23 protein-coding genes are annotated in these 18,338 nt (G+C 42.2%); all 23 read right to left on the bottom strand.

Annotated elements, in window-relative coordinates; genetic code table 11:
* Positions 1-3: 3 nt before the first annotated feature.
* The 23 genes from ACYSNO_RS10315 to fliG all read right to left on the bottom strand — a co-directional run bounded on the left by ACYSNO_RS10315 (position 4) and on the right by fliG (position 18,327).
* The gene (locus ACYSNO_RS10315) at positions 4-501 is read right to left on the bottom strand and encodes a chemotaxis protein CheD (RefSeq protein ID WP_461731004.1); all 498 of its coding nucleotides are present in this window, start codon (positions 499-501) and stop codon (positions 4-6) included.
* Entirely contained in the window at positions 502-981 is a 480-nt protein-coding gene (locus ACYSNO_RS10310; RefSeq protein ID WP_461731003.1) for a chemotaxis protein CheW, read from the bottom strand.
* Positions 982-1,009: 28 nt separating this feature from the next.
* Complete coding sequence (locus ACYSNO_RS10305; RefSeq protein ID WP_461731002.1) at positions 1,010-2,314, bottom strand: methyl-accepting chemotaxis protein; 1,305 nt, start codon at positions 2,312-2,314, stop codon at positions 1,010-1,012.
* Positions 2,315-2,426: 112 nt separating this feature from the next.
* Positions 2,427-3,137, bottom strand: coding sequence for a cell division ATP-binding protein FtsE (locus ACYSNO_RS10300; RefSeq protein WP_461731001.1), 711 nt, complete (start codon positions 3,135-3,137; stop codon positions 2,427-2,429).
* Positions 3,138-3,150: 13 nt separating this feature from the next.
* Positions 3,151-3,915 carry a flagellar hook-basal body protein gene (locus ACYSNO_RS10295; RefSeq protein WP_461731000.1) on the bottom strand — a complete coding sequence of 255 codons (765 nt, stop codon included), beginning with the start codon at positions 3,913-3,915 and terminating at the stop codon, positions 3,151-3,153.
* Positions 3,916-3,927: 12 nt separating this feature from the next.
* A complete protein-coding gene (locus ACYSNO_RS10290) occupies positions 3,928-4,635 on the bottom strand; it encodes a flagellar hook-basal body protein (RefSeq protein WP_461730999.1) in 708 nt (235 codons plus the stop codon).
* Positions 4,632-5,342, bottom strand: coding sequence for a sigma-70 family RNA polymerase sigma factor (locus tag ACYSNO_RS10285; RefSeq protein WP_461730998.1), 711 nt, complete (start codon positions 5,340-5,342; stop codon positions 4,632-4,634). Before ACYSNO_RS10285 ends, ACYSNO_RS10290 begins: the two co-directional genes overlap by 4 nt.
* Before the next feature lie 23 nt (positions 5,343-5,365).
* A complete protein-coding gene (flhA, locus tag ACYSNO_RS10280) occupies positions 5,366-7,441 on the bottom strand; it encodes a flagellar biosynthesis protein FlhA (protein ID WP_461730997.1) in 2,076 nt (691 codons plus the stop codon).
* Positions 7,442-7,466: 25 nt separating this feature from the next.
* The gene (gene flhB, locus ACYSNO_RS10275) at positions 7,467-8,534 is read right to left on the bottom strand and encodes a flagellar biosynthesis protein FlhB (RefSeq protein ID WP_461730996.1); all 1,068 of its coding nucleotides are present in this window, start codon (positions 8,532-8,534) and stop codon (positions 7,467-7,469) included.
* Between the two features lie 4 nt (positions 8,535-8,538).
* On the bottom strand, positions 8,539-9,300 hold the full coding sequence (gene fliR / locus ACYSNO_RS10270) for a flagellar biosynthetic protein FliR (protein WP_461730995.1): 762 nt from the start codon (positions 9,298-9,300) through the stop codon (positions 8,539-8,541).
* Positions 9,301-9,310: 10 nt separating this feature from the next.
* Positions 9,311-9,547, bottom strand: coding sequence for a flagellar biosynthesis protein FliQ (gene fliQ / locus ACYSNO_RS10265; RefSeq protein WP_461731020.1), 237 nt, complete (start codon positions 9,545-9,547; stop codon positions 9,311-9,313).
* Positions 9,548-9,607: 60 nt separating this feature from the next.
* Positions 9,608-10,381: a flagellar type III secretion system pore protein FliP gene (gene fliP / locus ACYSNO_RS10260; protein WP_461730994.1), complete on the bottom strand. Its 774-nt coding sequence runs from the start codon at positions 10,379-10,381 to the stop codon at positions 9,608-9,610.
* 4 nt (positions 10,382-10,385) lie between these two features.
* Positions 10,386-10,745 (bottom strand): flagellar biosynthetic protein FliO, encoded by a 360-nt coding sequence (locus ACYSNO_RS10255; RefSeq protein WP_461730993.1) that lies wholly within the window; start codon positions 10,743-10,745, stop codon positions 10,386-10,388.
* Between the two features lie 20 nt (positions 10,746-10,765).
* A complete protein-coding gene (locus ACYSNO_RS10250) occupies positions 10,766-11,323 on the bottom strand; it encodes a flagellar basal body-associated FliL family protein (RefSeq protein ID WP_461730992.1) in 558 nt (185 codons plus the stop codon).
* Between the two features lie 11 nt (positions 11,324-11,334).
* Positions 11,335-11,550, bottom strand: a complete 216-nt coding sequence (locus ACYSNO_RS10245) for a flagellar FlbD family protein (protein WP_461730991.1) — start codon at positions 11,548-11,550, stop codon at positions 11,335-11,337.
* 33 nt (positions 11,551-11,583) lie between these two features.
* Positions 11,584-12,492 (bottom strand): flagellar hook-basal body complex protein, encoded by a 909-nt coding sequence (locus ACYSNO_RS10240; protein ID WP_461730990.1) that lies wholly within the window; start codon positions 12,490-12,492, stop codon positions 11,584-11,586.
* Positions 12,493-12,573: 81 nt separating this feature from the next.
* Positions 12,574-12,945 carry a flagellar protein gene (locus ACYSNO_RS10235; protein ID WP_461730989.1) on the bottom strand — a complete coding sequence of 124 codons (372 nt, stop codon included), beginning with the start codon at positions 12,943-12,945 and terminating at the stop codon, positions 12,574-12,576.
* Positions 12,942-13,439, bottom strand: a complete 498-nt coding sequence (locus ACYSNO_RS10230) for a flagellar basal body rod modification protein (protein WP_461730988.1) — start codon at positions 13,437-13,439, stop codon at positions 12,942-12,944. Before ACYSNO_RS10230 ends, ACYSNO_RS10235 begins: the two co-directional genes overlap by 4 nt.
* 27 nt (positions 13,440-13,466) lie before the next feature.
* The gene (locus ACYSNO_RS10225; RefSeq protein ID WP_461730987.1) at positions 13,467-14,714 is read right to left on the bottom strand and encodes a flagellar hook-length control protein FliK; all 1,248 of its coding nucleotides are present in this window, start codon (positions 14,712-14,714) and stop codon (positions 13,467-13,469) included.
* A 19-nt stretch (positions 14,715-14,733) separates the two neighbouring features.
* Positions 14,734-15,156, bottom strand: coding sequence for a flagellar export protein FliJ (fliJ, locus tag ACYSNO_RS10220; protein ID WP_461730986.1), 423 nt, complete (start codon positions 15,154-15,156; stop codon positions 14,734-14,736).
* A 34-nt stretch (positions 15,157-15,190) separates the two neighbouring features.
* Entirely contained in the window at positions 15,191-16,507 is a 1,317-nt protein-coding gene (gene fliI / locus ACYSNO_RS10215) for a flagellar protein export ATPase FliI (protein ID WP_461730985.1), read from the bottom strand.
* A 4-nt stretch (positions 16,508-16,511) separates the two neighbouring features.
* The gene (locus tag ACYSNO_RS10210; protein WP_461730984.1) at positions 16,512-17,339 is read right to left on the bottom strand and encodes a FliH/SctL family protein; all 828 of its coding nucleotides are present in this window, start codon (positions 17,337-17,339) and stop codon (positions 16,512-16,514) included.
* Positions 17,323-18,327, bottom strand: a complete 1,005-nt coding sequence (fliG, locus tag ACYSNO_RS10205) for a flagellar motor switch protein FliG (RefSeq protein WP_461730983.1) — start codon at positions 18,325-18,327, stop codon at positions 17,323-17,325. Before fliG ends, ACYSNO_RS10210 begins: the two co-directional genes overlap by 17 nt.
* Between the last annotated feature and the right edge of the window lie 11 nt (positions 18,328-18,338).

The following is an 18,338-nucleotide window of genomic DNA, read 5'->3' as shown; positions in this document are numbered from 1 at the left end:
CCTCTAAATATAAACAACCTCTTTGTTAACAATCCGAACCATGGTTGAAAAATCATTCAAATCAACGACCATGGTTCGACCGGCATTGCCACCCACGTGTTTTGAGACAATGGCGATATTTAACTCTTGTAAGATTTTCTCAACCGCTTCAATATTTCTTTCGCCAATGCCTGGCCCGGACTGGGCATTTCCAAAGGCAAACATGCTCGCGCCACCGACCATTTTTGCTTTTAATTGCGGCCGTGGCACTTGCAATTTTATTTCTTTGACCATTTGCGGGATGGCTAAGTCGGCAAATTTTGCCACTTTAATTTCTTGACGGTTGGTAAAGAAACGACTATCAGGTAACATAATATGACTTAGCCCGCCGACCTTGGAGCGTTCGTCATAAATAATCGTACCGATACAAGAGCCGAGTCCAACGGTAATTAATTTGTTTGGTGCCTGGGCGGTTTTATAATCTGAAATCCCCACCCGCACTTCTTTTGGTGGTTGCATCATTTAGTCCGCTGCCTGTTCTTGGGCTTGGATGAGCCCTTCTAACTCTTCCAAAGCCGGCGTTTCTTGCTGATTATTAAACAAAAAGTCCATCGATAGCATCATGACTACTTGCTCGTCGAGTTTTAAGAATTTATCAATGTATCCTTGTTTCGATGCCGCCCGAACTAAACCTTCTTCGTACGCCGTATCTGCCATATAAGAAATGCCAACAATGTCTTCGACGTATAAGCCGAGGGATTGTCCTTCCCACTGACATAAAATCACTTTGGTCTCTGCTTTTTTCTCGGTGTATTCTTTAAATAATTTTTTGCGAATATCCACAATTGGAATCATACGCTCTTGGTATTCATACACACCCAAAATAAAATCAGAGACTTCTGGTAATTGAATGAATTGGTTTGCTTCAATAATCCGATCCACATTTTGCACTAAAATGGCAAAGAATTGACCGTGACTTTTAAATACAACATATTGTTCCATCGTTTCCCTCTCTTTTCTGCGTATTATTTTATAACTTAAAGCTTTCAACTTGATACTTCAAGATCATGGCAATGGTTTCCATTTCCTTGGTATTCGCTTCAAAGGAATCAATTAAGAGGGAGAAATCTTCTAAATTCGCATGAACTTCTTGTGTCCCGCTGGAGGTTTCTACGACCGCCTCTGAAATGTTTCTCACTGAGTTTTGCACGAGTTCTTGTTTTTGAACGATTTGTGCTAAGTAATTTTCCGTTGATTGGATACTATTTACAAAGAGTTCCACAATTTCAGAAACGGTGTTGGAAGAAGCCATTGCTTCATTTAGCGTTTGTGTTCGTGCTTGCCCTTCGTCAAACGAGCGCCCAATTTCTTTGGCGATTTGACCGGAACTTGAACGAATCGTGTCAATCATTGTTCGAATGTTATTGGCGGATTCATTGCTTTGTTCCGCTAAATTCCGTACTTCTTCTGCAACAATCGCAAACCCACGTCCGGCTTCACCTGCTCGTGCGGCTTCAATGGAGGCATTTAATGCCAACAAATTAGTTTGTTCAGCGATATCATTAATCAATTGAACGATTTTTCCAATGTCTTGAATCCCTGCGTTCATCGCATTGACTTGTTCCACCAGTTGGGATTGATTTTGGCGTTCTTGTTCCCAACTTTCAAACACTTCTGAAATCAAGCGTGAATTATGAATGTTGCTTTCGTGCGATTGATCGGCATAACCGGTCATCTGATTAATTTCCGCATAAAGGTGTTCGATCCCTTGTGACAATTCATTCATTTGCTGCACGGTGGCTTCTGCTTCTTGTGCTTCGGAACGGCTGGCTTGCGCAATCGTATCCATGGACGCTTGAATATTGCCCATCGCATTTTTGGCTTGTTGTGACGTATTCGTTAATTGGTCGACCATGCCACTCATGCTCGTGCCTTCTTCTTTCATCCCAACTAAGACGGCTTTAAAGGTGTTTACCACCGCCATTAAATGATCGGCAAGTTCACTTAGTTTGCCATCTTTGATTTGTTCTGTTAAATTACTTTGCGTTGAAAAATCACCGCCCCGAACGCTTTCTAATTCAGCCAAGACCAATTGAAATTCTTTTTGGTTGACTGGTTTGTTCCCTAGCGCTAAAAGAATGCGTAAGACTGCATGTAAAAGAATCAATGTGACAGAAAAAGCGAGAAAACGCTGGATCATTGTGGGGTCTTCCATTGGTTTAATTAAAAAAACATAGCCTCCTAAAAGTCCTGCTGCCGTAATTGTCAACGGCCATAAAGAGGTGAGTATTCCTTTTAGTGTCTGTTTCTTTCTTTGCTTATTCTCTTTCTTCATCGGCATATCCCTTCTATTCTCCTTATTTTAAGACGCTACACCTTGATTTTCTTTCACAAGATAGAGTCCTACTAACAAGTATCGGATAGCGGTTCCTTTCATTTAAGGTCCCTTACCAAACATAGACGTCTTTCGGATCAGAAAAACGCGTATAGCCACCTTTTCGATCATCACGAATTAAGGCGCCTGCATTGAGTTCCAAGACGCGATGGCGAATCGAGTTGACCATCGTGCTATCATGCGTGGCTAGTAAAATCGTTGTGCCCCGTTGGTTAATTTTTAAAAAGAGTTTCATTAGGTCAACGGCCGAATGCACATCAAGGTTGGCTGTTGGTTCATCCGCCAATAAAAGCGGTGGTTGATTGACCAAAGCCCGTGCAATCGCAATTTTCTTTTTTTGACCGATTGAAAGTTCTTCAGGCAAGTATTTTTGATAAGCCGTCATGTCAACTAAAGCTAAGGCCGCCAAAGTCTTTTCTTGAATTTCTTTTTTACTCAATCCGAGAACCCGTAAAGAAAAAGCAATGTTTTCATAACAAGAAATGCCCGCAAGCAAGAGGTCTTCTTGTGAGACAATCCCGACCTCTCGACGAAGGAGATAGAGGTCACGAGCGGGAATTCGATCGACCCGATATTGGCTTAGTTGAATGGCCCCACTCGTCACCTGAATTTCCTTTGATAAACTTTTAAACAAGGTGCTTTTCCCTGAGCCACTTGGTCCAACACAATAGACAAACTCGCCTTGGGTAATTTCAAAAGAAATATTTTTGAGGGCTTGTTGGCCATTTTTGTATATTTTATTGAGTTTTTTTACTTTAATCATCGCTGTCACCTAACTATTCAGTAAAACGATTAATCGTACTGAACATCTCATCGGTTGACTGAAGCGCACGTGTATTCAAGGAGTAGGCCCTTTGCGTCACCAACATGTCACTCATCGATTGAGCCACATCAACGGTTGATTGCTCTAAAGACCCTTGACGAATTCGACTGCCTTGCAAGCTTTCCACAAGTGCGGTGCCTGGATTGACTTGAAAATGGTTTTCTCCGACTGCCACCAAGGCATTGAAATCGGTTGGTTGGTAGAGGCGGATTTGACCGACGGGCGTTTGTTGATCCGCGTGGACAATGCTCACTGCACCACTTGCGGTGACATGGATTTCTCCTTTGGGCCATTGGTTACTAGGTAAAAAATCGGTCATTTCCACTGCTTCCCCTTGTTGGTTCACTAGACGACCCGTTTCATCTTGGCCAAAAGCGCCCGCACGGGTAAGGAGTAATTGATTATTGGCATCACGCACACCAAAGAACCCGTCGCCCTCAATGGCAAAATGCCACGGATTTCCCGTTTCTAAAAAACTGCCTTGTTGCCAAAGGTCTTGCATGACCAGTCCTTCGACCCCACGATTAATCACTGCTGGATTGGCATTTTCGTTGACCGGTGCCTGGTTGGCAATCGGGTTATTGAGTAGCTCGCGAAACTGCAAGGTTTTCCTTTTGTAGCCGGCCGTATTGACGTTTGCCAAGTTATGGGCCGTCACATCAAGTTTTTGTTGCAAGCCATTGATACCTGACCGACTAATATTTAATAGATGATTCATAAATCAAGTCTCCTATGCTCGGCCAATTTCATTGGTCGCTTTTTGTAATGTTTGATTGATAGTACTTAAGGTTTTTTGATTGGCTTCAAATTCACGTGCGGTCTGCATCAGTTCGACCATTTCATCAGCAACTTTTACATTGGACGTTTCTAAAAAGCCCTGTCTTGTCAGCGGATTTTGTAAAACTTGACCCGCAGTCTCGCTCGTATAGTAGCCATTTCCTTGATGGTTAAGCGTACCCGCTGCATCCAATTGAACGATTCGAAAGTTCGGCGAGGTTTGGTTGGCCAAAACGCCTTGTCCAGCCGCTCCTAAAACAAGGTAGCCTTCTTGGGTGACCAATTGTCCTTGGTCGTTTGTCGTAAAATGACCATTTCTCGTATACGACTCTTGGCCATTTGGTAGACGAACGCTAAAATAACCATCTGCCACTAGCGCATAATCTGTTGGACGTCCAGTTTGTTCCAGGGCTCCTCGCTCCGTATTTAACTGGGTGCCAGCTAACTCATTGCCAAAAGTGAAGCCTCCCACCTCGTGGCGACGATTGACTTCAGGTCCGCCTTGATAGTTGTGTAAGTTGACTTCCTCTAGGGTCTTTTGAAACAAGCGTTGGCTTTGATACCCATTTGTTTGACTATTGGCGAGATTGCTACTAGTATTTTCTTGTCTTTTTTGTAATAATTGAAAACTTTTCGTTAATGTATCCATCGAACGAATCATCGTAACTCCTCCTCAATTTTCAGTTTTAATTTACCAATCACTTTTCCATGAATTTGGGACACTCGAGCAATGGAAACACCTAAAATTTCTGCGATTTCTTTTAAGGTTAACTCTTCTGTATAGTAGAGGTTTAAAATAATTTGTTCGCGCTCGGTTAAGGTCTCAATGCTTGTTTGCAATGCTTGTTTGCGTTCATTTTCAACGACTTCTTCTTCTGCATTTTCCACGCGGTCATCGACTAAAGTATCTTCAACCGTGAGGCCATCATCGTCTTGATTAAACAAGGTTGCCTCTAAGGAAACACTGGCTAAGTAGTTTAAACTATCGTAAATATCGTTTAGCTGACTTTGATTAATTTGTAAATGTTCGCAAATTTCTAGGTCTGTGACTTCTCGTTTTTCGATTTGTTCGAGTTCTTGTTTTGCTTGATAGTAGGCATTCAATTGCCCCATTCGATAACGAGAAATCTTGCCATGTTTCCGAACTTCATCAAACACTGCCCCGCGAATTCGGATGGCGGCGTAACTTTCAAAAGGAACTTTCTTTGTTGGATCATATTTTTTTAGAGCATCCATTAAACCAATCACACCAATATTAAATAAATCACCTTGTTCATAATCCGTGTTTTTAATCTTAATTCGGTTCACTACTCGTTCCACTAACGGTAAATACTTGATTATTTCATCTTCCAAACTTAATTCATACAATTGAAGGCATCCTTTCTCTTAGACTAGATTTCGATACTACCAACAGACTCAATCATGACTTCATTCGGGATTTCATTTAAGGATAAGACAGCAATATCTGGAAAATTAAAGGAAATCAGTTTGCGTATCGCCAAACGAATTTTAGGAGAAGCCAAAATTACATGGGGCGTACCTTCCGCCATTAATTGTTGATGCACATTTCCTAGTGCTTCTAAGAGTAAATTGACGGATTCGGGTTTTAAGACAGGGTACGATCCTGTCGCTGTTTTTTGAATGCTTTGTGTCACGAGGTCTTCCACTTTTGGGTGAAGGACAATTACTTTTAACTGCTGCGCTTCATCCATGTATTTTGCAGCAATCGTACGTTTTAACGACTGACGAACGTACTCAGTTAAGGTCTCGGTATCTTTGGTTACCAAACCGTAATCGGCCAATGTTTCTAAAATTGTGGCCAAGTCATTGATTGGAATTTGTTCGTCTAGTAAATTTTGCAAGACCTTTTGCACTTCTCCTAGACGTAAAATATCAGGGATCAGTTCATCAATGACAACACTGTATTGTTCTTTAATTCCTTCTAATAATTTTTGGACTTCTTGACGACCAAGGAGTTCCGGCGCATGTTCATAAATGATTTCTTTCAAATGCGTGGCAATAACGGTTAAGGGTTCAATAATGGTAAAACCTTGTAAGTCTGCCATGTCACGATCTTTTTCATCAATCCACATCGCCTCTAGATTAAAGGCCGGTTCCTTGGTCAAGATGCCATCAAAGGGAAAGTCTTCCTCATTTGAACGCAAAATCATAAATTTATTCGGATAAATATCGCCTTTTCCGACTTCGTTGCCACGAATCTTAATCGAATAGTCATTTGGTTCTAAATATAAGTTATCGCGTATGCGAACCGGGCTGACGAGAATCCCCAATTCATGGGCACTTTGTTTTCGGATCGCAATAATTCGGTTCATCAAGCTATTGTCAGTGGTGCTATCAATCATTTGAATTAGACCGTAACCAATTTCAATCGAAATCGGCTCGACTTGGAAAGAAGCGACTGAATCGTCTTCTTCTTGCTGGTCTTTTTTTCGTTGCAAGGCTAAACGCTGGGCTTCCTTTTTTTGTTCTTTCGCGATTTTTTCTTCTTGTTGCTTAATCGCAAAACTCGCAGCAAACAAGCCGATTCCAATTAGAATAAATGGGAGAAAAGGAAAACCTGGGACTAAAGCTAAGACGAAGAGGATGACTCCCATTATGCGAAACAGCATCGGATTGCGTAAAACGTCCTCTGCGATGTCCTTCCCAAAGGAGCTACCGTTATCAGAGCGAGTAACCATAATCCCGGATGCTACCGAAATCAGCAGGGCAGGGATGGAACTGACTAGTCCGTCACCGATGGAAAGCTTGCCGAATGTCATGAAGGCTTCTCCCATACTCATTTGCCCGCCCATCGAGAAGATTAAGGAACCGCCAATCAAGTTGATGACGGTAATTAAAATTCCGGCAATCGCGTCTCCTTTTACGAACTTGCTCGCACCATCCATCGAACCGAAGAAATCTGCTTCACGTTGCAAGTCCTTCCGGCGTTTGCGGGCGTCTTCTTCCGTAATTAAACCGGAATTTAAATCCGAGTCAATGGCCATTTGTTTTCCAGGCATCGCATCTAAGGTGAAACGGGCCGAAACTTCGGAAACGCGTCCGGCACCATTGGTAACCACGACGAGTTGCACAATCATAATAATCACAAAGAGAATGATACCGACAATGTAATTGCTGCCGGCAACGACATTGGCAAAGGCATCAATGACATGCCCGCCGTTGCCTTGCGTTAAGATTAAACGGGTTGAAGATAAATTCAATCCTAGGCGAAACATCGTCGTAATTAATAAAACGGTAGGAAAAGTGGCGAATTCTAACACGTTTTTTGTAAATAAAGTAATCAATAAGATATTCATCCCAATAGTTAAATTAACGATAATTAATAAATCGAGGATGGCCGCTGGTAAGGGGATTAAAATCAAGGCGATTATCCCAACGACTAAAAAGGAAATCAAAATATCTGCTAGGCTGATTGCTTTATTTTTTTGGGGTCTTGCTCCATCCATCGTGTATTCTCTCCTCTACTTTTCCTTAAATTTTCTGTTTCTTTTTTTCTTCTAACTGGTACACAAGCGCAATGATTTCTGCAATGGACTCATACATTTCAACGGGAACGTGATCGCCCGCTTCTACTAAAGGATAGAGCGCCCGTGCGACTGCTCGGTTTTCAATCATTGGAACTTGTAATTTTTTGGCTTCTTCTTTCATCTTTTGCGCAATTTCGTCCATCCCTTTGGCTAAAACGGTCGGAATGTCATCTTCACCAACTTGGTAACGAATCGCAATCGCATAATGCGTCGGGTTCGTAATGACTACAGTCGCTTCTTTCACTTTAGCGATGGAGTTACGCATGTTGGCTTGGTGTTGTGCTTTTCGCTGGGCTTTGACTTGGGGGTCCCCTTCCATTTGCTTATGTTCTTCTTTAATTTCATGTTTTGTCATGCGTAACTTTTTACGATGACTATAGCGTTGATACATGTAATCTCCCAAGGCAATCACAAACAAGAAAATCGCAATTTGAAACATCAGCTCTTTGGCAAAATTTAAAAGAAAGCTCAATAATTGTTGCGTGCCGACTTGATTTAATTTTGTAATTTCAGGCAAAACCGCGACAAATTTTTGATAACATAAGTAAAAAACAAGTACAAACTTGGCAATCGTCTTCAAACTGTTCATGATGGCTTGCATGCCAAATAGGTTTTTAAATCCAGCAATTGGATTGAGTTTCTTAAAATTCGGTTTGATGACTTTGGTTGAAAAAAGAAGTCCGACTTGCACTAAATTTCCCAAGTAAGCGACTAGCACGCTCACGATTAGGAAAGGACCGCACAGGAGAAAAAAGAAGCCGATTGTTTGAACACCTAGCTTTGGCAAATCATTTAATAAGGTCTCATAATTTGCGAGCCGTTGAAAACTGCTCGTCATTAAGGGAATCAATTGGGTAGTAACGTACTCCCATAAGGGAAGAAAGACCATGGAAAAAGCGAATAAAGACAAGGCTGGGACAAGGTCGGAACTTTTGGGGATATCGCCCTTTTCCCTCGAGTCTTTTAATCGCTTGGGGCTTGGTTGTTCTGTTTTTCCATCTTTGTCAGACATTTCCTCACCTCACTTGTCCAATGGCCTTGATAAATTCGTTCAGATACTGAATGGACCTTGGCAGCATCTTGGTCAAATACTCTAGGGTATTTGGTAAAAGCAATAAGAACATCACAAAACTAATCGAAGTCTTCATTGGCATCCCCATCATTAAGACATTAATTTGTGGAATCGAACGGGATAAGATTCCGAGCAAAATATCAATAATCATGGCTGAAATCACTAGAGGTGCCGCTAAATGCAAAGACATTTCAAAGGTCAGCGCAAAGAGTCTCATCACGCCTTCAACCGTTGGGCCTTCTAAGGTGGCTGCACCTAAAGGAACGAGACGAAAAGACGCAATCAAGCCTTTGATTAATAAATGATGCAAATTCGTTAAAAAGACGAGCATCAGTGTCAACCAGTAATAGAGTTTGCCATACTGTGAGGCCATCATTTCAAAGGTCGGATCGAAGGCTTGCGCCATCGAGAAACCGACTTGAAAGTCAATCATTTGTCCGGCCATCTCAACCCCAGTAAAGATCAATTGACTTAAAAATCCCATGGCGAGGCCAAAAAGTACTTCTTTCCAAACGACCAGTGCAAAAAGAAAGAGATTGCCGATGACTTCAAAATCAGTCACAAGCGGAAAAGTCACAAGCATCAAAGCCGCAGAAAGCATCACTTTCGCAAGATTGGGAATCCCCTTTTGAGAAAAAACGGGTGAAATCACCATAAAAGCAGTCATTCGGATAAAAATAAGTAAGCCTAATTGTACTTGTTCCATCGGACAGGCCCTACATCGATGCAATCATTTTAAAAATCGATTTCGTAAAATTGATTAATAAATTGAGCATAAAATTTCCTGCAAGCAAGATGGTTAAAAAAATAGAAATTAATTTTGGGACAAAACTTAAGGTTTGTTCTTGAATTTGAGTGGTTGCTTGGAACACACTCACCACTAGACCTACCGCTAACGCCACGAGTACGGCTGGGCCAGCTACTAATAAAATTCGTAAAAAGGCATCACGCATCACTTGGGCAACAAGTTCAATTGACATCGATCGCTCCCTACTTTCTTTCGAGATTTATTCTTACTGAAAACTACGAACCAAAGACTCCACTACTAAATACCAGCCATCCACTAAGACAAAGAGCAATAATTTAAACGGCAAGGAAATCATGACTGGCGATAACATAAACATCCCCATTGACATTAAAATACTGGCGACAACCATATCAATAATTAAAAAAGGGATGAAAAGTAAAAAACCAATACTAAAAGCCGTTCGTAACTCGCTGATAATAAAAGCCGGGGTTAAGATTGTTAGGGGTACTTCTTGGTAAGAAGGATACTTGCCTTTCTCTTCGGCAATTTCTAGGAAAAGCTCTAAATCTTGCTTGCGTGTTTGGCCATACATAAACTCTTTCATGCGATTTTCTGAGCGCTCAAATACTTCTTCTTGTGAAATTTCTTGCGCTTGATAGGGTTGAATCGCCTGTTCGTAAATATCCGTATAGACCGGACGCATCACAAAAAAGGTTAGGAACAAGGCTAAACCGATTAAGACTTGGTTCGGTGGGTTTTGTTGCGTTCCTAAAGAATTTCGCACAAAGGACAAAACCATGACCGTTCGAGTAAAGGAAGTCGTCATAATCAGTAGGACAGGAATCAAGGAAAGAAGCGTAATTAAGATAAAATTATTCACAACCGTGTTACTGCCGTCACCATTAGTTACAAGTTGACTGATGGTGTTGGTCCACTCATCGGTCGTGACGGCCTCAACGGGGATTGGTTTGAAAAAGAAAACCAAGCCCGCTAGCAAAAAAGCCATCCACCAAAAGGTCCTATTTTTTCTACTTTTCATGTCCTTACTCCTCTTTCTTTTTGGTTAATTGTTCCACTTTGCTTTTCACTAACTCTGAAAAAGCACTTGGAACAAAAGGTTCTGTTTGAGGGGCGAGCGTTGCTTGATATTGCAAAACTTCTTCTGGCGATAAAATCTTTATAATCTGGTTTTGGTGTTCCGACAAACTCATGATATAGTACTGATCTAAAATTTTTACAATCGCAATCGAAGAAGACTTATTCACACCTAAACGTTGAATGACTTGAATTGCATCGGCCGATTGGTTCGTGTAGCGGTTTAAATACTTTAGCGACCAATTGATGGCATAGATGATAACGAGTAAAAAGACAATCATTTTAAGTACAGAAAAAAATAGTTCCATTTCTTGTTCTCAACCTTTCATTACTGAATCACAAAATCGGTAATAAATACTTCGACAATAATCGATTTGCCATAGGATTCGTTAATCGCATCGCGCAATTCGCTTTTTAAGTTGGCGACACCTTCTGCTCCAGCTAAAATATCCGTACTGCTTTTTTGACGCAAAGTATTGACGATGCTATCACGCATCACCGCGACATTTTTCGTGATTTCCTGACTATCTTTTTCCCCACCTGTTAATAACGAAAGGGTAATCCGAATGTATTGGGCTTTTTCTTTTTCTCCTTGTGCAAGATTCACCAAGAACTCATCCATCGGGACAATGACTTGATCATCGGTAATTTTACTGCTCCCCGCAGCATTCCCACCATTTGAACCTTCTGCACCGACAACAACTGGAGGTGCGATGAACTTATTGGTAATAATCGTGCCTGCAATACTCCCTGCGATGGCAATCACGGCAATCATCGGAATCAAAATAGCCAAATTTAGTGGTTTTTTCTCCACTAGCGTCGCTTCCCCTTCAAGAATTCCCTCTTCATTTTTGCTTTTTTTCGCTTTTTTTTCATTTTTTGCCACGTCTTTTTCTCCTATTCTTCTGATTGTTTCACTGCTTGGAGTAATTCACGATAGATTTCTCGACGATAGGCCAGAATTCGGGCAGCTACCACTTGAGCCGATTCACCGACAACAAGGGTCTTGCCATCGGTAAGTGTAATCGTCGTATCGGGTGTTTCATCCATGCGATAAATTAAATCGGGATTTAAATAAAAACTTTTTTTATTTAATGCGGTTAAAAGAATCAATTGTTTTCACCTCTTTGATCGTTTAAGGAACGGTTAACGTTTTAAATTAATTAATTCTTGTAACATTTCATCAGATGTTGTAATGGTTCGTGCGTTGGCTTGGTAAGCACGGTTAGCAATAATCATCTCTGTAAATTCACTTGATAAATCCACATTTGACATTTCTAGCGCACCTGAACGGAGGGCACCTGTTCCATTTGCACCACTGACACCAATAATTGGATCTCCCGTATTGGCACCTACTTGATAGTTATTACCGCCGACTTTTTCTAGACCATCGGGATTATTAAATGTTGCAAGTCCAACACGACCCACGACATAAGTCTTGTCCCCATACCGAGCCAAGACTAACCCGTTGGCATCAATGCCCATCGATTTGTATTCTGCGGAAGGGTCATTGGGATCAGCCGCACCAGGTAAGGTTTCTGGGACAGCTAAGGTTGTCAAATTATTTTCATCGACCGGCACGGAATCTAATTGGAAATTGTCATCATACTCAACCGGCGGATTCACAACGGCACCCATGACTTTCATCCCGCCACTATTGGTTAGGTTTCCTTCAGAGTCACGAACGAACGACCCATCACGCGTATAGTAATTCACTGCTTCTCCATCTGCTCCCGGACCACGTAAAACAAAATAACCTCCGCCACTAATGTAAAAGTCCAGTTCTCGCCCAGTTGATTGCGGTGCGCCGACTGTATGCACCGTGTCAATCGCACCAATTTGGACACCTAGTCCAACTTGTTGGGCATTTTGCCCCCCTAAACCATTTCCTGCTGCACTCGAACTCCCTGTTGTCTGACTCATAATATCTTGAAAGACGACACGGCTTGATTTAAAGCCAACCGTATTCACGTTTGCAATATTATTGGAAACCACGTCCATTTTTGTTTGTAAACCTTTCATTCCACTAACACCTGAATATAATGATCGTAACATTTCTTTCATCCTCCTATTGTTGGGCATTTTCTTCAATCAGTCCGAAAATGCAAGGGCCTCTTTTTCAAGTCCAGCCGTTTTTTATTTAATAAATTTGGCACTATCAATGTTGGTAATGGTATGGAGTTCTTCCATATCCATCGCGGTAATAATCGTTCGATTTTGAATATTCGCAATGAAACCCATTTCTTTATAAACTAGGAGAGATTCTTTGCCGCCTTTTTCTTCTAGTTCATTGATGGCTTGATTCAATTGATGATAATCCTCTGCTTGCAAGTGAAGTTGTCGCAAATCCAGCCGCTTTTTGGCATGATTTGAGACATGAACTTCTCTTTTTTTGGCTTGAAGATGTGCTTCAAAACGGGTTTGGTCGCTCGCTTTCACCGGACGCGAAGGCTGTGCCGCCTTCGCTTGAATCCCCAGCCAATCGAAATCGTTTCTTATCGGTCTCATTCGTCCGCTGATTCCTCTGGTGTAGGTGTCGAGTCCGCTTCATCGGTGCGTCCTATTCGGTCACCGACTTCTTGCACAGCGCCTAAATAATACTCCGTTCCGTGCACAACAATCGTGGCATAGCCATTGACAAATTTGACTTTTTCAACAATCCCTTGAACAGTTTCTTCGCCATCGGCAATTGTCACTTGACGGCCAATCATATCAAAGGCTTGTTGTTGTTGAGTCATTTGTAACGAACTGACCATGCCATCCCCAATTTCTTTCATTTGTTGTAATGAAGTAAATTGAATGAATTGGCCAATATAATCCGTACCGGCGTTACCGCCACCTCCGGATTCTCCGCCCATTACGGTCGGATTACTCATTGATGCCGCTAAAATTTTCAAAAAATCATCCATTGAAATATCCGATGGATTGCTTTTTTCGCGATTACGAGCAGAAGCAACTTCTGGTCCATAAGTATTCGCAAAGTTATTGACTGAACTTGGCATTGATTGTTCGTTCCTTTCTTTTTCGATTTAGACTAAAAGATCCACACTGCCCTTACTTGGAAGGTTTTCCATCTTTTCTGTTGTAAGGTCAGCAAATGTTTTTTGGGGACCTGTTTTCCCAGAAAACGTAGCTTGTTGTCTTTCTTGTTGAAAACTTTGCTGAAAAGCAGATTGATTAAAAAAGCCCATTTCGTTTTGTAATGGTGATGCTAGCGGTGTCGCTGGTGTGACTTTTTCTTGCGACAATTGCGGTGGAAAGGCTTGTTTATTTAAGACTTGTTCGAACTTTGTCGTGATGGTTTCAAGCATCTGTCGCGTCTGACTACTTTCAACTAGAAATTCAAGTTGCACCTTTTGATTGGTAACTTGAATGGTCACTTCCATTTTGCCTAATTTCTCAGGTAAGAGTGCCACTGTGATTTTTTGAGTGTCAAAAGTGTTCATGGTCGTGACTTTTTCGACGAGTGGTTGGCTGATTTTTTCAATCACGGCCATCGGGACTGCTTCGCTTTTTCCATGTTCCATTTTTTCAATGACGGTACTTGGGAAAGTCATCGTCGCTTGTACCGCGTTTGCTGCCAACGGTTCTGGGCTAACGTTAATTTTTTCTGCCATCGTTACTGGCGATTCTTTTGGCAGCACCGTACTTGTTTCTACCTGCTTCACTTCTTTAGGTGCCGTCTTGGCCAACGATTGATTGTCGGATTCTTCGATCGAATGGACCCGCTCCGCTTGCCCTTCAAGGAATGTTTGACCTACCTGTGATTGCTGACCTGCGACAAGTGAGGGGGTGTTTTCGTTCCACTGCTCACTTGCTGGCTGTTCCAATGGTCCTGCCAAGCGACTGCTGATCAACGACTCCGTGACAGGTGTCACATTTCCTCTTAAAAGCCATTCCTCCTCAGTCCTTGCTTCTGGCTCGGTCCATTGAGCGGCGAAGTTCATTGACTGTTGTGCCGTCAATGGACTCTCAAGCAATTGAAGGGGCGCTTGATTTTCGACAACTGGCGGAGCAACAGGCACTTCGCTGAAAGCTGCTTGCCCTTCATCTGGTACGAACTCGTCAGTCATTCCCCTTTCGAGTGTTGACTCACTCTCTGTTTCACTGAATAAGGCGTCGTCTACTTCCGATTCTCCCTGGGGGGAATTTGACTCGGCTGACCAAGTATAGCCTTGGAGGAATTGTTGAAAGGTTGGCGAATCGATTGCTTGTGCGTGACCGCTGGCCTTCTTCCCCACGAATACCGCAGTCGTTGCGGCTTGGATTTCTTTCATTTCTTCCCCTCCTCCCCTTTTATTGAATGGCTAACTTGCGCAGCCCCATCTCGTCTAACGTTTTTTGTTCTTCGCGTTTCATTTCGACTTGATGTTCTTCCCATTTTTTTTCTTCTAAACGTTCTAGTATTTTTCTTTCTTTTTGCGCGTGAATGTAATGTTCGAGCGCGACCTCGACTGCTTGTTGAAAATGAGCGACTTGAGATTGTGCCAAATCGGTTTGACGTTCCAACTCCATCAAATACCAGTAACGGACTTGCATGCGATTCACTCCGACTTCAGGCACTTCTAAAAGTTCTGCCTTTTCTTGTCGAAGCAAACGAAGATTTTCTTCTTGTTCATACAAAGCTTGTTGAGCGGTCGCATATGCTTGCTTGGCCTCTTCTTCAGCTGTCCAACGTACATCTAATACTTTTTCTAAACTAAAGGTAAACTTTTGCATGTTCTGCCTCTTTCTTTTTTATCTTTCAAAAATACTAAGTAAATAACTGCTGTAGTTGCCTCTGTGTTTGTTGATATTCTGAAAATTCATCGACACTTTGGCGTAAAAATTGATTGATTGGATGGTGTAAGCTAATCGCATAGTCTACGACCGCATTGCTGCCGGGCTTATAGGCGCCAATATCAATTAAATCTTTGGCTTCTTGATAGGTCGCTAAATTTTCTTTTAAGTCACCGGCGTTTTTCGATTGTTCGGGTGTTACAATGGCTTTCATCAAGCGGCTTAAACTATTTTGAATATCAATCGCAGGATAATGATTTTGAGCGGCAATTTTTCGCGACAAAATCAGATGGCCGTCTAAAATTCCACGTACCGCATCCGCGATAGGCTCATTCATATCGTCTCCTTCAACTAAAACCGTATAAAAAGCCGTGATTGATCCCTTATTTGACATCCCACTTCGCTCCAGTAATTTGGGTAGAGCAGTAAAGACTGAAGGGGTGTAGCCCTTGGTCGTTGGCGGTTCACCAATCGATAAGCCGATTTCACGTTGCGCCATCGCAAAACGTGTCACAGAATCCATCATTAGGACCACCTTTTTGCCTTTGTCACGATAATACTCGGCAATCGCCGTGGCGACATGGGCCCCTTTCAAACGAACGAGCGGTGGCGCATCCGAAGTCGCACAGACCACGACCGAACGACGGTATCCTTCAGGTCCCAGTTCGTTTTCAATAAATTCTTTGACTTCACGGCCTCGCTCACCGATTAGACCGATGACAATAATCTCCGCTTCAGAATATTTGGCGATCATCCCTAGCAAGGTCGATTTCCCAACACCACTTCCGGCAAAGATACCGAGCCGTTGCCCTTCACCTACTGTTAGTAACCCATCGATTGCTCGAACACCGGTTGGTAAAACCGCGCCGATTTTTTCCCTTTCAAAAGGATCAGGTGAATCTTGCATGACAGGGTACTCTTCAAAGTCTGAGGTATCAATCCAACGATCCATTGGTCGTCCTAGACCATCTAAGGTATTTCCTAACAGCTGATCATCTATTTTGATTGTCAAAGTTTTCCCTGTTGGTTTCACTAAACAGCCAGGACCGATCCCTTCGAGTTCGTCTAAAGGCATGAGCAAGACTGTTTTTTTCACAAAACCTACTACTTCAGCAAGTGTTTTTTTCTCACCGTTACGCACGGCAATTTCACAAATTTCACCGACAAACACGTCGAGCCCTTCCACTTTAACGATTAGCCCAACGACTTCACTTACTTTGCCGTATAAGGTACGAAAGGGTGTTTGTTGGGCTTTTTCAATAAACGAAGCGAACGGTAAATGAATCGTCATTTTCTTACTCACCCTTTTTCAACTGCTGTAAAAATGTGTGCAGTTCTTTTTCTAAATCAAATGTTAAAAGCATTTCATCCGATTCGATTTCGACTTGATACGGATGGTAACTTTCTTCTTTTAGCACAACATAACGGAAGTGGCTGATTTCTTTTTTCTTTTCTTCGAGTCTTTCCTTGAGGACTTGAACGTGATCGGGATGCGTTCGCACAAGCAACATTTGGTCAGGTTGTTCAATTTCCAACCATAGGGGTTCTAACACGGCTAAAATGGTTTGTTCATCGACTGAAAACTGTTTTTTGATAAGGGCTTCAGCCATTTGAACGACAGCCTCGGTCCATTCGCTTTTCTTTTCTTGCACATATTTTTGACTTTCTTCGAAGATCGCTTCGGCATTGGCTTGTGCCGTTTGCAATAAGCCATGCGCTGTGACTGTCGCTTGTTCGATTCCTGCTTGATAGCCGGCTTGATTTCCAGCTTTTTCTCCCTGCTCAAAAGCGGCTTGATAAGCCGCTTTTTTGATTTGTTCACTTTCTAGCTGTGCCTCTTCCAAAATCTGCTGCGCTTGTGTTTGCGCTTGTGCCAGCATTTCTTCTTTTAGTTGGTTCAATTTTTTTAATTCTGCTGCTAGGCGTGCAGCTTCTCTTTCTTTGGCCGCCTGTTCTTCAAAAGCTCTTCGTTGCTCTGGGGTCAAAGCAGCTTTTTTTTCTTTTATAGGTTCCGAAGTCCGAACCGGCTTTGGCGCAAGCGGCACAATCGTTTCAATGGAAATCGGTTTTTGATGGGCCTCCATACGAATATCTTTTAAAATATGCTTACTTGACCACTGCATCTTGATCGCCTCTTCCGATATAAATTTCACCTGTTTCATCGAGGCGGCGAATTACTGCAACAACATGTTGTTGTGCTTCTTCTACCGCAGATAGACGGGTTGGCCCCATAAATTGAATTTCTTCTTTAATGTTTTCCACTGCACGACTTGATAGGTTGCCAAAGATAAATTGGCGAATATCATCCGTTGTCCCTTTAAGCGCCAAGACTAACATGCTGTTTTCCACATCGCGAAGGACTTTTTGAACATCCAAGCGGTCCAAGCCAACGATGTCTTCGAAGGTAAAGAGACTCGCCTTAATTTCATTGGATAAGTCCGGCTGGCGACTTTCTAAATCGGTCAAGATATTCTTCTCTGTGCTACGTCCAACGGAATTTAAGATTTCAACTAAGGTATTCACGCCACCAACTGTTTCGGTGTCACTTTCAATCGAATTGGAGAAGCGGTTTTCAATGACTTTTTCGATTTTTGCAATGATGGCCGGTGAAGTACTTGAAATCGTACCAATTCTTTCAGCAATTTCCACTTGCAAGTGATCAGGAAACTGCGCCAACATATTTGCTGCTTTTTCTGGTTGCATATAGCATAGAATCAAGGCGACAATCTGTGGATGTTCATTCAACAAGACATTTGTTAATTGTTGGGTATCGGCTTTTCGTGCCATATTAAACGGGCGCTCTCTTAATTGAATTTGTGTTAAGACATCGATCACTTCTTTGGCCCTTTGGGGTCCTAAAGCTTGTTGTAACAAGTCTTTAGCATAATCAATTCCGCCATCAACGACATACCTTCTAGCGGCAGAAGTTTCAACAAATTCTTCTAAAACACGGTCCCTTTCTTCTGGGCTCACAAATTCCATGTTCGCAATCTCATAACTAACCTTCTTGATCACATCTTCAGGGAGGAGTTTCATAATTTGCGAGGAGGTCTCAGAACCTAATGAAATTAATAATATGGCTGCTTTTTTTACACCCTCAATTGAATCCATCGTTTTCACTC

It is taken from the genome of Enterococcus sp. LJL98, assembly GCF_054871745.1.
Note: the sequence above shows the minus strand (reverse complement) of the source record. Positions and strands in the feature narration are given on the sequence as shown.

Bases quoted from the DNA above. Each gene is read 5' to 3' on its own strand.
- ACYSNO_RS10305 (WP_461731002.1), bottom strand. From the start codon at position 2,314: ATGAAGAAAGAGAATAAGCAAAGAAAGAAACAGACACTAAAAGGAATA.
- ACYSNO_RS10240 (WP_461730990.1), bottom strand. From the start codon at position 12,492: ATGTTACGATCATTATATTCAGGTGTTAGTGGAATGAAAGGTTTACAA.
- ACYSNO_RS10300 (WP_461731001.1), bottom strand. From the start codon at position 3,137: ATGATTAAAGTAAAAAAACTCAATAAAATATACAAAAATGGCCAACAA.
- flhB (WP_461730996.1), bottom strand. From the start codon at position 8,534: ATGTCTGACAAAGATGGAAAAACAGAACAACCAAGCCCCAAGCGATTA.
- ACYSNO_RS10210 (WP_461730984.1), bottom strand. From the start codon at position 17,339: ATGCAGTGGTCAAGTAAGCATATTTTAAAAGATATTCGTATGGAGGCC.
- fliR (WP_461730995.1), bottom strand. From the start codon at position 9,300: ATGGAACAAGTACAATTAGGCTTACTTATTTTTATCCGAATGACTGCT.
- ACYSNO_RS10295 (WP_461731000.1), bottom strand. From the start codon at position 3,915: ATGAATCATCTATTAAATATTAGTCGGTCAGGTATCAATGGCTTGCAA.
- fliI (WP_461730985.1), bottom strand. From the start codon at position 16,507: ATGACGATTCATTTACCGTTCGCTTCGTTTATTGAAAAAGCCCAACAA.
- flhA (WP_461730997.1), bottom strand. From the start codon at position 7,441: ATGGATGGAGCAAGACCCCAAAAAAATAAAGCAATCAGCCTAGCAGAT.
- ACYSNO_RS10315 (WP_461731004.1), bottom strand. From the start codon at position 501: ATGATGCAACCACCAAAAGAAGTGCGGGTGGGGATTTCAGATTATAAA.
- ACYSNO_RS10230 (WP_461730988.1), bottom strand. From the start codon at position 13,439: ATGCCAAGTTCAGTCAATAACTTTGCGAATACTTATGGACCAGAAGTT.
- fliJ (WP_461730986.1), bottom strand. From the start codon at position 15,156: ATGCAAAAGTTTACCTTTAGTTTAGAAAAAGTATTAGATGTACGTTGG.
- ACYSNO_RS10235 (WP_461730989.1), bottom strand. From the start codon at position 12,945: ATGAGACCGATAAGAAACGATTTCGATTGGCTGGGGATTCAAGCGAAG.
- fliG (WP_461730983.1), bottom strand. From the start codon at position 18,327: ATGGATTCAATTGAGGGTGTAAAAAAAGCAGCCATATTATTAATTTCA.
- ACYSNO_RS10255 (WP_461730993.1), bottom strand. From the start codon at position 10,745: ATGGAACTATTTTTTTCTGTACTTAAAATGATTGTCTTTTTACTCGTT.
- fliQ (WP_461731020.1), bottom strand. From the start codon at position 9,547: ATGCGTGATGCCTTTTTACGAATTTTATTAGTAGCTGGCCCAGCCGTA.
- ACYSNO_RS10225 (WP_461730987.1), bottom strand. From the start codon at position 14,714: ATGAAAGAAATCCAAGCCGCAACGACTGCGGTATTCGTGGGGAAGAAG.
- ACYSNO_RS10310 (WP_461731003.1), bottom strand. From the start codon at position 981: ATGGAACAATATGTTGTATTTAAAAGTCACGGTCAATTCTTTGCCATT.
- fliP (WP_461730994.1), bottom strand. From the start codon at position 10,381: ATGAAAAGTAGAAAAAATAGGACCTTTTGGTGGATGGCTTTTTTGCTA.
- ACYSNO_RS10290 (WP_461730999.1), bottom strand. From the start codon at position 4,635: ATGATTCGTTCGATGGATACATTAACGAAAAGTTTTCAATTATTACAA.